At 71.1% G+C, this 15,204-nt stretch carries 8 protein-coding genes; 5 read left to right on the top strand and 3 right to left on the bottom strand.

What is annotated here, in order from left to right; genetic code table 11:
- The first annotated feature begins 111 nt into the window (after positions 1 to 111).
- Complete coding sequence (locus BLU09_RS11420) at positions 112 to 3,057, top strand: choice-of-anchor D domain-containing protein (RefSeq protein WP_090489209.1); 2,946 nt, start codon at positions 112 to 114, stop codon at positions 3,055 to 3,057.
- A gap of 61 nt (positions 3,058 to 3,118) precedes the next feature.
- On the opposite strand, the gene ogt is transcribed toward BLU09_RS11420, so the two are convergent.
- Positions 3,119 to 3,646 (bottom strand): methylated-DNA--[protein]-cysteine S-methyltransferase, encoded by a 528-nt coding sequence (gene ogt / locus BLU09_RS11415; protein ID WP_090489208.1) that lies wholly within the window; start codon positions 3,644 to 3,646, stop codon positions 3,119 to 3,121.
- A complete protein-coding gene (locus tag BLU09_RS11410; protein WP_090489206.1) occupies positions 3,600 to 5,192 on the bottom strand; it encodes an AlkA N-terminal domain-containing protein in 1,593 nt (530 codons plus the stop codon). The genes ogt and BLU09_RS11410 overlap by 47 nt, the downstream gene beginning before the upstream one ends.
- Before the next feature lie 194 nt (positions 5,193 to 5,386).
- Between BLU09_RS11410 and BLU09_RS11405 the strand changes: the two genes are divergently transcribed.
- On the top strand, positions 5,387 to 6,319 hold the full coding sequence (locus BLU09_RS11405) for a metallophosphoesterase (RefSeq protein ID WP_090489204.1): 933 nt from the start codon (positions 5,387 to 5,389) through the stop codon (positions 6,317 to 6,319).
- On the opposite strand, the gene BLU09_RS11400 is transcribed toward BLU09_RS11405, so the two are convergent.
- Entirely contained in the window at positions 6,316 to 7,224 is a 909-nt protein-coding gene (locus tag BLU09_RS11400; RefSeq protein ID WP_090489202.1) for a phosphatase PAP2 family protein, read from the bottom strand. The two genes, BLU09_RS11405 and BLU09_RS11400, sit on opposite strands and share 4 nt — an antisense overlap.
- Positions 7,225 to 7,311: 87 nt before the next feature.
- On the opposite strand from BLU09_RS11400, the gene BLU09_RS11395 reads away from it, so the two are divergent.
- From BLU09_RS11395 to BLU09_RS11385, 3 genes are all read left to right on the top strand, one after another.
- On the top strand, positions 7,312 to 8,133 hold the full coding sequence (locus BLU09_RS11395; RefSeq protein ID WP_090489200.1) for a GNAT family N-acetyltransferase: 822 nt from the start codon (positions 7,312 to 7,314) through the stop codon (positions 8,131 to 8,133).
- 162 nt (positions 8,134 to 8,295) lie between these two features.
- Positions 8,296 to 11,535 (top strand): PD-(D/E)XK nuclease family protein, encoded by a 3,240-nt coding sequence (locus tag BLU09_RS11390; protein WP_090489198.1) that lies wholly within the window; start codon positions 8,296 to 8,298, stop codon positions 11,533 to 11,535.
- Positions 11,532 to 15,197: a UvrD-helicase domain-containing protein gene (locus BLU09_RS11385; protein WP_090489195.1), complete on the top strand. Its 3,666-nt coding sequence runs from the start codon at positions 11,532 to 11,534 to the stop codon at positions 15,195 to 15,197. Before BLU09_RS11390 ends, BLU09_RS11385 begins: the two co-directional genes overlap by 4 nt.
- Positions 15,198 to 15,204 lie beyond the last annotated feature (7 nt).

The raw sequence follows: 15,204 nt of genomic DNA, 5'->3' as shown, positions 1-15,204 counted from the left end.
TCGCCTCTCTGTGGGCGGACCGGGCACCGGGGTTGCAAAGGGCCCCCCGCTGAGCCGTGAGGTGAACCAGGGTGTGTTCCTGGCGTCTCCCGGTGGGGCGGGGAGGACGTTATGCGCAGGGCGTTTGGGCTGGTGGCATTGGTGGCGGTGATGGTGGCGGGAGGGGCGTGTGAGCGGCCCGCCTCTCAGAGGGCAAAGAGCGCCTTCGTCGTCCGGCCTGAGACCGTGGACTTCGGTCCCGCGGCGCTGGGGCATACCAAGACGTTCAAGCTGCGAATCGCCAATGCGGGCCGGGCTTCCTATCGTGTGGAAGGCGCCGTCTCCAGCGTGCCCAACGTCAACATTCCTCCCTTCGAGCCCTTCATCCTGTCCGCCGGTGGCGAGCAGGACATCGAAATCCACTTCCTGCCGCAGGTAGAGGGCGAGATTCAAGGCGTGGTGGAAATCATCACCGACGCGGAGGTCGGTGGGCGCGTGCCGGTGTCCGGGCGCGGCGTGAAGGCTTTCATCGAGGTGCCCTCGGAGGCGCTCGATTTCGGCAACGTGGCCATGGGCCTGGTGGAGATGCGCGAGGTGACGGTGCGCAACCCATCGGACGTGGACAGTCCGCTGACGCTGTCGGTGCAGGGCGCGGACGCCGACCAGTTCACCGCCGGGCAGGGCCTGCCCTCCTCGCTGGCTCCGGGTGAGGCGTTGGTGGTGCCCGTGGCCTACGCTCCGCGCCGGTTGGGTGCGGCCGAGGCGGCGCTGCACGTGGTGGTGTGTGACGGGTGTGCGCCGGCGGTGGTACCGCTGACGGGCACGGGCGTGGCGTCCAAGCTGGAGGTGACGCCGCTGCGCGTGGACTTCGGGCGCGTGGCGCTGGGGGCCACGGCGGAGCAGGTCATCACCGTGCGAAACCAGGGCACGCAGCCGCTGAGCTTCTCGGGCTCGCAGTTGGTGGACAGCTCGGAGGGCGTCTTCCGCATCGCCAGTGAGCCGGTGGTGGCCAACGGGCAGTTGGCGCCGGGCGCGGCGGTGGAGCTGCGCGTGGCCTTCACGCCAGCGGCGGTGGGCAAGGTGCGTGACGGGCGGGTGGAGATTGGCGTGCGCGAGCAGGGCTCCAGCGCGCCGGGTCCCAAGGTGTCGCTGGCGGGTGAAGGTGGCGGCTCGTGCGTGACGGTGCTGCCCCGGCGGCTGGCTTTCGGCACGGTGGCGGAGGGCATGACGGCGACGCGCGACGTCACCGTCTACAACCGTTGCCGTGAGGACGTGAGCGTCACCGACCTCCAGCTCGACACGCGCCAGGGTGGCTACTTCACCCTGGCCCAGGCGCCCGCCAGCGTGAGGGTGCCCGCGGGGCAGAATGCCCGGGTGAGCGTCACCTTCCGGCCCAAGGCGGGGAACACGGACGCCAGCCAGGGACAGCTCTCCGTCACGGTGCGTGACAGCGGCTCCGCGGCCACGGAGGCGGTGGCGCTGGAGGGGCGCAGCCGGGTGTTCGCGCCGTGCCAGTACGTGCTGCCCCAGCACCTGGACTTCGGCAAGGTGCCGGTGGGCGCGGAGGTGGCGCTGGGGGTGACGCTGCGGAACTCGGGCACGGAGGCGTGCTACCTGGCGTCGATGCAGCTTGCCCAGGGGTCGGACGGGGTGTTCTCCGCGTCTCCCGTGCGCAACGGCGTGCTGGAGCCGGGCGCGAAGGCGACGCTGCTGGTCCGCTTCAAGCCGTCCGAGGAAGGAGGCTTCTCGGGGCTGGCCGAGGCCTGGGTGAACAGCCCCACGCAGGGACACCCGCTGGTGGAGCTGCGGGGCGAGGGCGTCGTGGGGTGCTTCGCGGTGCAGCCCACCACGGTGGACTTCGGCCTCACCAAGCTGACGTGCGGCCCGCGCACACGGGAGTTGGTGGCCGTGAACTCGTGCGTCGGGCCCATCCAGGTGAGCCAGGTGGCGTTCGACGCGGGCGCGGGAGAGTTCACCGTGGATGGTGGCGGCAACGCCCCGTGGACGTTGGCGAGCCAGAGCACGCGCCCGCTGACGGCGACGTATGCCCCGGTGGATGACGGCGCTGACACCGCGGCGTTGCGTTTCACCCTGGCGGATGGCTCCGTCTACACGGTGGGCATGGTGGGACAGGGCGTGACGAAGGCGGAGCAGACGGACCGCTTCTTCCAGGAGTCCCAGGCGAAGGTGGACGTGCTCTTCGTGGTCGACAACTCGGGGTCGATGATGGAGGAGCAGCAGAGCCTGGGGCAGAACTTCGCGGCCTTCCTGAGCGCGGCGGACGGCGCCGCGGTGGACTACCGCATCGGCGTCACCACCACGGGCCTGGACCCGTCGCCGGGCGGCTGGTCCGAGTGCCCGGGCGGCTCGCAGGGCGGAGACAATGGCCGCCTGTTCCCCGTGGACGGCTCCCGGCCGCGCATCATCACCCCGGCGACGCCGGATGCCGCGGGCGTCTTCGCCAGCAACACCCGTGTGGGTGTCTGTCATTGGAACGAGCAGGGACTGGAGGCCGCCTACCGCGCGTTGGCGGACCCGCTGCTCTACAACGAGGATGACCCGCGCACCGCGCAGCCCAACGACGGCAACGCAGGCTTCCTGCGCGAGGATGCCCGCCTGGCCATCATCTTCGTGTCGGACGAGGAGGACTTCAGCGCACAGCCGGTGTCCTTCTACGAGACGTACCTGCTGGCGCTGAAGGGCAATGACCGCTCGAAGCTGAGCGTCAATGCCATCGTCGGGCCCGCGGACCTGGCCAGGTGCCCCACGTCCAGCAGCTCGGGCAGCCGCTACATCCAACTGGCGGAGGCCACGGGCGGCGTGGTGGAAAGCATCTGCACGCCGAACTGGGCCAGCTCGTTGGAGAAGCTGTCCGACAGCACCTTTGGCGCGAACCGCAAGTTTCCCCTGTCCGAGACGCCGGAGGATCCGGGCAGCATCGTCGTCGATGTGGACGGCGTCCGCGTGATGTCCGGCTGGGAGTACGACGCCCGTGAGAATGCCATCCTCTTCGACCGTGCCTCGGCCCCCGAGGCGGGTTCGCTGGTAGAGGTGACGTACCCGCTGGGCTGCGGCTGAACCGGCGTGCGGAGCGTGATGCCGCCGGGCGTCTGTCTTCAGGACGGGGCGCCCGACGGCATCAGCGCGTTGATGGCCGCGGAGCCCCGCGCGATGCATGGCGGCGCTCGTGGTCGAGCAGCCATTGCTTGCGCTCCAGGCCCCCGCCGTAGCCCGTCAGCGACGCGTTGGCCCCCACCACCCGGTGGCAGGGGACCACCACGCCAATCGGATTGGCGCCGTTGGCCATGCCCACGGCGCGCACGGCCTTGGGGCGGCCGATTCGCTGGGCCAGTTGGCCATAGCTCGTGGTGGCGCCCGCGGGGATGTCCCGCAGCGCGCGCCAGACTTCTCGCTGGAACGGCGTCCCTGCGGTGGCCACGGGCAGCGAGTCGATGACGCTGACGTCTCCGCGCAGATAGGTCTGCATCGCGGTCGTCCTGCCGAAGGGGTCGCTCGCGGGCTCGAGCACGTAGCCGTTCACGCCGTAGTGGAGCCGCAGCAGCCGGAGCATCCGAGGCTCGTACTCCTCCCAGTCGAGCGCGCGAAGGCAGCCCGCTTCGTCACAGACGACCAGCATCGAGCCGATGGGTGTGGGGGCGCGGTCCATGAGCAAACGCAGCGGCGGGGGCATCGTCATCTCTCTGTCGCGAAGGGGAACGGGGAAGGTGGGGGGCGGGCCCGGGCCGAGCGGCGTCCGCGGCCCAGAGGTGCTGCGCGGCATAGGCGCGCCAGGGGCTCCAGGCTTCGGAGCGGCGGAGCGCTTCATCCGGAGCGGGACGCACGCCGTCGGCGCCCGTGAGCGCGCGCAGCAGCGCGACATCCGCCGAAGGGAAGGCATCCGTTTCGCGCACGGCGCGCAACGCGATGTACTGCGCCGTCCAGTCTCCAATGCCGGGGATGCGTTTGAAGCGTTCCACGGTCTCCTCCAGCGTGGCACGCGGCTGGAACAGCCTCGGGTCCGCGACGGCCGCGGCGGCCAGGCTCGACAAGGTCCGGGCCCTGGCGGCGGGCATCCCGAGCGAGCTCAAGTCCTCCCGCGCCAGTCTCTCCGGCCGAGGGAAGCTGTGCGTCAGACGCGCGTCTCCCGTCGATTCGACGCCGGCGGGCTCGCCATACGCCGCGACCAGCCGCGCACCCAGGCCGCGCGCCGCGGCGACCGTGACTTGCTGTCCCAACACGGCCCGGACCGCGAGCTCGAAGCCGTCCCAGCCTCCGGGGGCTCGCAGTCCCGGCCGCAGGGACACCAGCGGAGCGAGGTGCGGGTCGCGGGACAGGTGTTCCCGGATGACGTCCATGTCCGCGCCCACGTCGAAGACGCGCCGGACCTGCCCCACCACCGTGGGCAGGGCCTGAACTCGGGGGAGGCGGAGCGTCGCGAGCAACCCGTCGCGTCCAGGGGCTCGGAAGACTTCGACGGCGCCCTGACCGTCCGTGGTCGCCACGGTCCGCCGGTAGCGCCCGGCCTCGATGTGCTCCAGGCCCGGGAGGGCCCGTGCCTCCAAATGCGCCAGCATCGCCTCCCAGTCATAAGGGGGCTGGTAGGGGACGAAGAGCGTGACACCCGCGGCGGCTTCGGCCACTGGCGCCCGGCTCCTGCGGAGCGCGCTGGGCGGTCGTCCATACAGGGCCCGGAACACGTCGTTGAAGCGGCGGACGCTGCGGAACCCCGAGGCCAGTGCCACCTCGGCCATGGGTAGGGTCGTCTCGTGCAGGAGTTGCCGGGCGAACAGCACGCGCCGTGTCTGGGCGACGGCTACAGGCGAGGCCCCCAGGTGCTGCTGGAACAACCGCCGCAACTGCCGGTCACCCACGCCCAGTCGGCCCGCGAGCTCCTCCACCCCGGTGCCGTCGTCATCCAGGCCGCCCTCGGCGATGAGCGCCAGGGCCCGGGCGACGGTGTTGGAGGTGCCCCGCCAGAAGGCGAGGTCCGGTGACGTCTCCGGGCGGCAGCGCAGGCAGGGCCGGTAGCCCGCCTCCTGGGCCCCGGCGGCGCTCGGATAGAAGGTGCAGTTCTCGAACCGGGGCGTCCGGGCGGGGCAGATGGGCCGGCAATAGATGCGCGTCGTCCGGACGGCGGTGAAGAACCGGCCGTCGAAGCGGGCATCTCGGGTCTGCATCGCGCGGTAGCACGCGCTGGCGTCCAGGCCGTTCATGGCGGGCAAACTCCCATACCGGGTGGCCGCTGTCTGGCCGCTTTCGGACTTCAATGGCACGGGTTGGACGGGGTGCGTCATCCGCCGCGCCCGGGGTTTGGCCGCCTGGGGAGGTTGCGTTCTGTCAGGCATTGGCGACAAGAGATGATCTCGACTCGACAGGGCGATACGGCGCGTGCAGCCTTTCAAGCAAGATGCCGGAACCCCTACTTGTCGCGGCCGTGGGCGACATCCATGGCCGCTTCCACCGTGTGGAGACGTGGCTGGACGCGCTCGAGCAGGCTCGTGGCCGCCGGGTGGACCTGGTGCTGGCGGTGGGCGACGTCGAGGCCTTCCGCCGCGCGGATGACCACCGGCGCAAGGCCGCCAAGCGAGCCATGCCCGCCGAGTTCGCGGAATACGCGGATGGACTCCGGCAAGTGAAGCGGCCCCTGTACTTCATCGGGGGCAACAACGAGGACTTCGAGGCGCTGCACGACCTCCAACTGGGCGGCACGCTGGCGCCGAACGTGACGTACCTGGGCCGAGCCGGCGTGCGCGAGCTGTGCGGACTGCGGGTGGCGTACCTGTCGGGCATCCACGCGCCGCGCTTCGTCGACCAGCCGCTGAAGCCACCCTCCACGCCGGACATGGTGAAGCAGGCCGGCTACTTCCGCACGCCGGAGGTCGAACAGGTGGCGGAGCTTCGTGACGTGGACCTGATGCTGGTCCACGAATGGCCGCGAGGCATCGTTCAGCGCGCGCGGGAGGAGAACCCGTCACCGCCAAGGCCGTTGCCCTCGTATTGGATTGGCAATCCCGTGACGCGGCGGCTCGTGGACACGGTGTTGCCGAAGTGGATGCTGTGCGGCCACTCGCACAAGGGCTTCGCGGTGACGCTGGAGGGCCCGGGACGTCCGGCCACCCGCATCGCCTGCCTGGACCAGGCGGCCAGGGCTCAGGAGTCCATCTTCTGGTTGGAGTACGAGGACCGTCAGGCCCTGCGCGCGGGCTGGGGCCTGTCGGGCGCCATCTCATGGACCGCCGGCCAGCGCTGGGACATGAACTCGCTGCCCCCGCTGGCCGCGGAGGGAGAGGGCGCCCCCGCGGAGTTCGGCCTGGGAGAGGCGATGCCGGCGCGGAACTAGAAGGTGCCGGAGATGCCCATCATCCGCGCGCTGGCCACGGGCGCCATCTGGATCTGCCCTGACTGGATGTTCGGCGTGGCCTCGCCCTTCCGGCCATGGAGCAGCAGGGGCACGGCGACGCCGACCGCCGAGCCGAGCAGTGCGCCGGTGGCAACGTCCGTGAGGTAGTGCTTGTCGGCGCCCATGCGCAGCAGGCCCACGGAGGTGGCCACGGGCAGGCCCACCGCCCAGAGCCACGCCTGATGCTTGTAGCCGCGCAGCGCGGCGACGGTGCCCGCGGACACCACCAGCGAGAAGGCGAGGTTGGTGTGGCCGCTGTAGAAGGACAGGTTGTTGTCGCTGGGGTGGTCGGTGAGGCCCTTCTGGTCCTCGGGCAGGATGTGGACGAAGGGGCGCTCGCGGCCGGCGATGAACTTCACCGTCTGGTTCGCCAGGGAGGCGAACACCGCGCTCTGGACGATGATGGTGGCGTCCTGGGCGAAGTAGCGAGTCGGAGCGCCCGAGCCATGGCCCATGGCGTACTGGATGCCGAGCACCCCCGCCGGCAGCGCGCCGAAGCCGACGATGTTGCTCCAGTTGTGGGCCCGTTTGCGGGCGGACGGCGTCGACCCGACGATGCCGCGTCCCCAGCGGTCCAGCCGGTTGAGGCGGTCCGTCCCATCCGGCGCGCGGTCGCACCAGCGGCACTGCGCCGGGGCCAGGTTGTCCTTGAAGAACGCCTCACTGGAAATCCACAGCACGCCCGCCACGCCGGTGCTGACGCCATCCCGGGTCCAGTCGAAGCGGAGCTCATGGAGCCGCGGCTCGTCCGAGCCGCCTTGCGCGGCTGCGGGGGAGAAGGGGACGACGCTCAGCAGGACGGCAATGGCAAACGCTCGATAAGGAAGGCGCACGGGCGGCAGCATAGGGGCGCAATCCCGTCGGGTTCCAGCGAAGTCCCATGACTTCGTGCGTAGACTCGGCCCCGCATGTCTTTGGAGGCGTGCCCCCTCATGCAATTGACCTCCGCGTCGGAACTGCCGCTGCGCGCCCTCTCCACGCTGTTTGCCCGCGCCTTCGAGGGCTATTTCGTCACCGTGCCGGATGCCCCCAGCCTGTTCGATGCACGCGTGCGCAGTGAGCACATCTCGCTGGAGGAGAGCCGCGTCGCGCGCGTGGACGGGGAGCCCGTGGGGCTCGTGTTGATGGCCCGCCGGGGACGGGAGTGTCGCGTGGCGGGCATGGGCGTGGTGCCCGCCTGGCGGAATCGCAAACTGGGCGGTGCCATGCTGCGCCCACTGCTGGAGGACGCGCGAGCGCGTGGCGACGCCCGGATGCTTCTGGAGGTCATCGAACAGAACGCACCCGCGGTGACACTCTACGAACGGCTGGGCTTCCAGCGCGTGCGCCGGCTGGTGGGCTTCATGGGGACGCCCGAGCCCTGGGTGGGGGCCTCCGCGCTGGAGGAAGTGGACCCGTGGGAATGCGCGCGGCTGCTTCCCGAGGGATTGCCCTGGCAACTGGCTCCCGCGACAGTCATGGGGATGGCGTTGCCCGCGCGTGCGTTCCGGCTGGGCCCCGCGGTGGCGATGGTCGCGGATGTGTCGGCGCCCACACTGGTCGTCCGGTCCGTGGGGGTGGAGCCCTCGGCCCGGAGGCAGGGGGCTGGCCGCAGGCTCCTGGGGGCCTTGGCCGCCCGGTGGCCCGGGAAGGCGCTGGCTGTGAGCGCCGTCGTACCGGAAGGCCCCCTGGCGCGCTTCTTCCTGGGGGCGGGATTGGGGGCGACTCCGCTCACACAGCTCGAGTTGGAGCTGCCACTGAATGTGCGCTCATGAGCCCCCGCGACTCGCTGTAAATCCGGGAGCCCCGGCGTGGATATCGATGGACTGGCCGGGAATACGCGGACAGCGGCCGGGCAGGCACGGAAATGACCTGGGCGGCGGGCCTTGAATGGAGCATGAAAGTCACCCGCCCGGTCGTTCTAGAATCCGCCCCGCATGCCCTTTCGCTCTGGCCACACCCTTCACGTGTTCCCCGACGCCGGCCGGCGTCAGGCCGCGTTGCGGGCCATGGGCGACGCCAGCGGGTTGAGCGTGGGTGCGCACCTGCTGACCTGGGAGGAGATGCTGCAGGCGCTGGGCGGCGCGCGGGAGCTCAACCGGCGTCCGTGCCCGGCGGTGGCGGCGCGAGCGGTGGTGGCCTCCCTGGGATTGGAGCTGGGGCCCACGCCTTTCGGCGACTATGTGCGAGAGCCCGCTTTCGCGCGCGCCGCGCTGGACGTGGTGCTGGACCTGAAGGCCGGGCGCCTGTCCGCTCGGGAGCTACAGGACGCGGTGGAGGTCCTGCCGCAGGAGCGCAGGACGCGAATCCGCGTGATTGCGCGCCTGTACCACCTGTACGAGCAGCGGATGGCGGAGCTCTGTCTCGCGGACCGCGAGGACGTGCTGCGCGGTGCACGCGAGGCGCTGGGCCGAGGCGCGTGGCCCGTGGGGTGGGAGGGGCTGAGCACGCTCGTGCTGCACGGCGTATATGACGTGCGGCCCTCGGGGCTGGAGTTGTTGCTGGCGTTGGCGGCGGCGTGTGAGTCCCGTCGGGTGACGTTGCGTGTGGAGACGCCGGTGGGTGGCTCGCCCGCGGCGGACGCGGCGCTGACGGCGCTGTTTCGCGCCTTCGAGAACCGCGGCGATTCCATGACGCACGTGGACCTCTTCAAGGCGGACGTCACCTTCGAGGGCCGGCCCTTCATCGACCTGGGGCGCCACCTCTTTTCACCTCGGGCGCCGCGCGACGCGTTGAAGGACGCGGTGCCGTCCCTGCGCGTGTGGAAGGCGGCCACGGCAAGGGAAGAGGCGCGTCTGTTGGCGCGGGACGTGCGGCGCTTGCTGGCCGAAGGCGTGGCGCCCGGCGACGTCGCGGTGGCGTACCGCGAGCTGGGGCCCGAGGCGGGCTGGCTCGCGGAGTCGCTGGGGGAGCTGGGCGTGCCGGTGCGTCTACCCTGGGGCGAGCCGCTGGGGCTCGCTGGGCCCGTGCGTCTGGCGCTGGACCTGCCACTGCTGGTGGAGGATGGCTTCCCGGTCGAGCGCATGGCGGAGTTGATGGGCAGCCGCTATGCGCCCACCTTGTCGCGCGGTGGTCCGGACGCGCCCGCGACGCTCTTCGCCCAGGCCGCCGTGCGCGATGACCGGTTGGGCGCGCTGCGGAACCGGGGCGCCTACGACGTGCGGCTGGACGGGCTGGCCAGGCGGATGCTCGCGCTCAGCGGTACGCGCAAGGCGCAGGACAGCAGCCGCGTCCACGCCGTGAAGGTGCTGCGAGAGCGTTGCCTGCTGTTGGTGGAGGCGTGCCGCCGCATCCCCGAAGAAGGCACCGCCGTGGAGTTGCTCGCGGCGTGGTGGCAGGTGGTGGAGCGGTTGGGCCTCGTGGATTCGGAGGGCGCGTTGGCGCCGCGCGAGGAGGGTGGGTTGGGTGCGCGCGCGGTGGATGCGCGGGCTCGGGACGATGCCGCGCGCGAAGCGCTCCGCCTGCGGGTGCTGGGCCTGACGCGGATGATGAAGGCGGTGGGCGGCGGACCGAAGATGCGCCGCCGGACGTTTGGCCGCTGGCTGCGTGACGCGATGGCGGATGCGCACCTTCCTCCGCGCGGGCCCCGTGGCGCCGCCGTCGAGGTGCTCGACGTGGCCGAGTTGCCGGGCCGTTCCTTCCAGCACCTCTTCCTCGCGGGGCTGACCGAAGGCCGCTTCCCCGGGCGTGACGCACCGTCTCCGTTGCTGGCGGACGCGGAGCGCGCCGCGCTCAACAAGCATCTGGGCCGTGACGTCTTCCGGCTCACGGGCGGCGAGTTCGACGAGCGCGCGGCGTGGCGCCTCACCGAGGACCGCCTGCTGTTCGCCAGCGCACTTGCCGCCGCCGAGGCGAGCGTCAGCCTGTCCTTCGCGGTGGAGTCCGCGGGCGGTCAGGAGCAGGTGCCATCGGCGTTCCTGGAAGAGGTGCGCCGGCTCACCGCGCTGAAGTGGGAGCCGCGCTCGCTGTCTCCCATTCCACCGCTGGACGAGGTGCTCACCGAGTCCGAGCTGCGTCGCTGCGTGGCGCTGGAAGCCCTGTCCCAGCCCAAGCTGCGGGTCACCGAGCCCGACGCCGCTGCCTCGGTGCTCCGGCGCCGCTTCGCGTCCGAGGCCTGGTACGCGGGGGCGCGCGAGCTGTCCGAAGTGGAGATGGAGCGCCTGTTCTTCTTCGGCGATCCGAAAGTGCAGCCCGGCCCGTACTCCGGCTCGGTGGACCTCGACACGCAGCGCGAGTCCCTGCGCGAGACGTTCCGCTTCGACATCACCCGGCCGCTCTCCGCGTCGGCGCTGGCGCGCTTCGGCAACTGCGGCTTCCAGGGCTTCCTCTCGTATGGCCTGAAGGTGGCCGAACCAGACGTGCCGGGCGAGGAGTTCGACGCCCGGGGCCGTGGCACCTTCTGGCACAAGGTGGTGGAGGAGGTCTTCGCGGCCCTGAAGGAGAAGCAGTTGTTGGGCAAGGCGCCGGAGGAGGTTCCGGACGAGGTGCTGGACGCCGCGCTCAAGGCCGCCATCAAGGACTTCGAGCGCGTGCACCACGTGGGGCATCCGGAGCTGTGGAAGCTGGCGCACGAGCGGGCCCGAGCGATGGCTCGCCGCATCCTCGTGGACGAGCGACGCGGCCTGCCGTTCGACGCGATGACGCCGGAGAACTTCGAGTTCCGCTTCGGCCCGGCCGCCCGTGACGACAAGTGGAGCAACGTCGTGCTGCACGCGGGTGAGGAGCCCGTGTACTTCGAGGGCACCATCGATCGGCTCGACATGTCGGGCGGGGAGGTGGGCGTCATCGACTACAAGTCGGGTCGGCTGAACGAACGCTCGCTGAAGGAGCGGTTGCTGACGTCGGACTTCCAACTCCCGCTGTACCTCTACGCGGCGCGCGAGAGTGGCCACAAGAACGCACGACAGGCCGCGTGGTTCTCCCTGCGCACGGGCAAGGCCATCCGCCTGTCCGAGGTCATCTCCGACGCGGAGCTGGACGAGCTGCTGTCGAAGGACCCCGAGGTCCGCGCGAAGGTCGCGGAGAAGGAGGGCCTCAACCTGCCCAACGCGGTGGAGGCGCTGGTGGGCACGCTGCGGCAGGGCCAGTTCGCCGCGCGGCCGCAGGACTGCGGGACGTGTGGCTATCGCGCGGTGTGCCGGATTACGGACAGGCGCGTCACGGAGGACGGTGGATGAGCGGCGAGCCGTCTCTCTTCGCGCTGGAGCGCAACCTCGCCCTGATGGCGGGCGCCGGCGCGGGCAAGACCTACAGCCTGGTCACCATGACGTTGCACCTGATGGCTGGCGCGCGCGAGGCCGGCGGGGCGGTGCGCCCGTCACGGCTGTGCATGCTCACGTTCACGGACAAGGCCGCCGCGGAGATGCGCTCACGCGTCCGCCAGCGACTGGACGCGCTGGCCCAGGGCGAGACGCGTCTGGACCAGGAAGCGGAGCTGAGAGCGTCGCTGGCGCGCCTGGACAAGCCCTTTCCCCTTCCAGATGCCTGGCGGCAACTGCGTGAGGAGCTGGGCGCGGCCACGGTGGGGACCTTCCATTCGCTGTGCGGCCAGTTGCTGCGCCGCGCGCCGCCCGCGGTGGGCATCGACCCGAACTTCGAGGTGCTGGACTCGCTGGAGGCGGCGGGGCTGGTGCAGGACGTCTGCGAGCGCGTGGTGCTGGACGCGCTGGAGGTCGGTGACGCGCAGGTCCGGGAGCTGTGCCAGGAGCTGGGCTTCTCCGGCTCGGGCTTCTCCGACGGGCTCGTGGCTGCGTTGATGTCCGTTTACGGCAAGCTGCGCGAGGAAGGGCTGCGCGCGGAGAAGGCCGCCGTGAGTGACGCCGCCGAAGCGCGCGCGGAGCTGGAGTCGTCCATCACGCAGTGCCTGGAGCTGTGCGCCGAGGCGCGGGGCTTGGATGAGAAGGGCGAGTGGAGCCGGTTGCTGGGTGGGTTGGAGCGCGCGCTCAACGGCATGACGCCGGAGAACTTCGGACAGGGCGAGCGTTTCCCCTGGCTGCGCGCATGCTTCAAGGCGGACGGCCGCAACTTCTCGCGGCTGAGCAAGGGGGCCGGGGGGCCCATTCGAGCGCTCTACTGGCGCATCTTCGGCAAGAGCGATGGCTCCGTGCCCCGGCTGGATGATGCCTGGGCCGCCTGGCGCACCGCGCCCTTCGAGGTGACGTTCCGCGAGCTGCTGACGCGCGTGGAGACGCGGCACGACACGGAGCTGTCCCGCCGCAACGTGCTGGACTTCACGTCCCTGCTGGTGAAGTCGCGCGACCTGCTCCGGGCGCACCCGGAGTTCCGCCGACAGGTGCAGGAGCGCATCGGCGCGCTGCTGGTGGACGAGTTCCAGGACACCAACCGCCTCCAGTTGGAGCTGGTGCTGCTGCTGGCGGAGCGGCGTGAAGACGGTCCGCGCGAGCTGGCGCCGGACGTGGACCTGGTGACGGCGCTGCCGCTGGAGCCCGCCTTCCTCTGCGCGGTGGGTGACCGCAAGCAGTCCATCTACGAGTTCCGTGGCGCGGACGTGTCCGTCTTCTCCGTGCTGGCGACGAAGCTGGTGGATGAGGGTGGCACGCGCGGGTTCCTCCAACACAACTACCGCTCGGTGCCCGGGCTGCTGTCGTTCTTCAACCGCGCCTTCGCGGGGGTGCTCGTCGCCGCCGATTCCGGGGCGCCTCGGCCCTTCGAGGTCATCTACGTCCCGGAGCAGGATGACCTCTCCGCGGCGAGGTCGTCGCTGACGGACGCGCCGGTGGTGGAGCGGCTGCAACTGGAAGAAGCGGACACGTCGGCGGACCTGCGCTGGCTGGACGCGGATGCGATTGCCCGCCGGCTGCGGTGCCTGCTGGCGCCAGGGGCACCGCCGTCCGTGGCGCGCGAGGATGGCGAAGGGCTGCGTCCCGCGCGAGGCGGCGATGTGGCCATGCTCTTCCGGACCTTCACGCACCTGGAGGTGTACCGGCAAAGACTCATCCGCCACGGTGTCCCGCACCGCGTGCTGCGCGGTCGCGGCTTCTATGGCGCGCAGGAGGTGCTGGACATGGCCTCGCTGCTCGCGCTGCTGGCGGATGCAGAGGATGCGTTGGCCTTCGCGGCGGTGCTGCGCTCGCCCCTGGTGGGACTGAAGGACGCGTCGCTGTTCCTCCTGGCGGGGGACGCACCGCTGTCCTTGGCGTCGCCCCGGTTGACGGACCCGGAGGTGTTGGCGTCGCTGTCCGAGCGAGAGCGCCAGCGCCTGGAGTGTTTCCTCGCCGCGCTTCCCGGCTTGCGACGCGAGCGCGACCGGCTGGGCGTGCGCGAGTTGCTGGTGTCCGCGCTGGACGTGACGGGCTACCGCGAGGCGCTCGCGGGCTCGCCCTACGCGGAGCAGGCCAGCGCCAACGTGGAGAAGTTGCTGGCGCTTGCGTCACGCCGGGACGAGCGCGGCACGGGAGGCTGCGTGGCCTTCGCGCGCGAGCTGCGGATGCTGGCGGAGAACAACCCCACGGAGGCCCAGGCGGACCTGTTGGACGCGAGCGACCCTCGCGCGGTGCAGCTCCTCACCATCCACAGCGCGAAGGGCCTGGAGTGGCCGGTGGTGGTGGTGCCCTCGATGGGCAGCCGGAGGCGTGGCACCTCGGGGCGTGTCCACTTCGAGCGCACGCACGGCATCTCCCTGCAGCCGTGGGTGCCGGACTCGCTGGATGATGACTACACCTCCAGCCGCTTCAAGGCGGTGCGCGCGGAGCTGAAGGCACGCGAGGGCGCCGAGTACCGCCGCTTGCTCTACGTCGCGCTCACGCGCGCCAAGGACATGCTGGTGCTTGCGGGCGGCGCGGAGCGAAGCGGTGGCAAGGACTCGTGGTGGCACCTCATTGACGGGCGCTTGGACGTGGACGCGGAGCTGCGGGGCCTGGTCGATGACCTGGACGTCGACTCGCTCCCGCCGCCAGCGGATCCGGAGCCGCCCGGTCCAGAGGCCTTGTTGCTCGCCGAGGCGCGTGTCGAAGCCGCGCTGCTGCGAGTGCGGGGGCAGCATGTCGCGCACGCCGAATCACTGGGTGCGGCCGTAGCTTCCGCGGAGGCGTTGCAGGACTTCATCGCCTGTCCGCGCCGCTTCCACTACGTGCACCGGCTGGGGCTTCGCGGTGCGCCGTGGCCCTGGGAAGTGCTGCCCCGTGGCGCGCCGCCCCTGGTTGAGCCCGACGGTTGGCTCCCTGTCGAGCGTCCGGAGGACCTCGTGCAGCGGCTGCTTCGCGGCGTCGACCTCCGATTGGCGGCGCCGGATGTAGACGCTCCGGAGCGGCGGGCCCACCTGGAGACGCTGCTGCGTGACGCGGGCGCGCTGCCAGACGAAGAGGGCATGGACGCGGTGCTGCGCACCGTGGAGCGCTTCCTGATGTCGGCGTTCGCACGTGAGCTGGCGCGGGCGCCGTCACAGACAATTCACCGAAGCCTGCCGTTCATGCTTGCCCTGGAGGGCGAGGTGGGGGTCGAGGGGGCGGTGGACCTGCTGTGGGAGTCACCCCAAGGGGAGGCCGTGGTGGTGGCCTTCAAACACGGCGGGCGTCATCCGCTGGGAGCGGCCGCGTACACCTACGAGCTGGCGGCGCTGGGGCTGGTGGCTCGGCGGATGGTGCGAGAAGGGGTGCCGGTGCGGGTGGGAGTCGTCTTCCTGAAAGAGTCCCAGCCAGAGCCTGAGTGGTTGTCCGGGCCCAGGGGCCTGGAGGAGGCCGCCGGGCGGCTCGCGGGGGCAGCACGGGCCGTGGCACGCGGTGAAGCGAGGGGTGAATGGGATGGGAGGGAGAAGGCAGCCTGCCAGGCCCTGCATTGTGGCTTCGCGGAACACTGTCACCCGGCCCCCCGCGCGTGCTAAGCGGCGA

The sequence above is a fragment of the Myxococcus virescens genome, assembly GCF_900101905.1.
Lineage (GTDB): Bacteria > Myxococcota > Myxococcia > Myxococcales > Myxococcaceae > Myxococcus > Myxococcus virescens.
The sequence above is the reverse complement of the archived record's forward strand: the minus strand, read 5'-3'. Positions and strand labels throughout refer to the sequence as shown.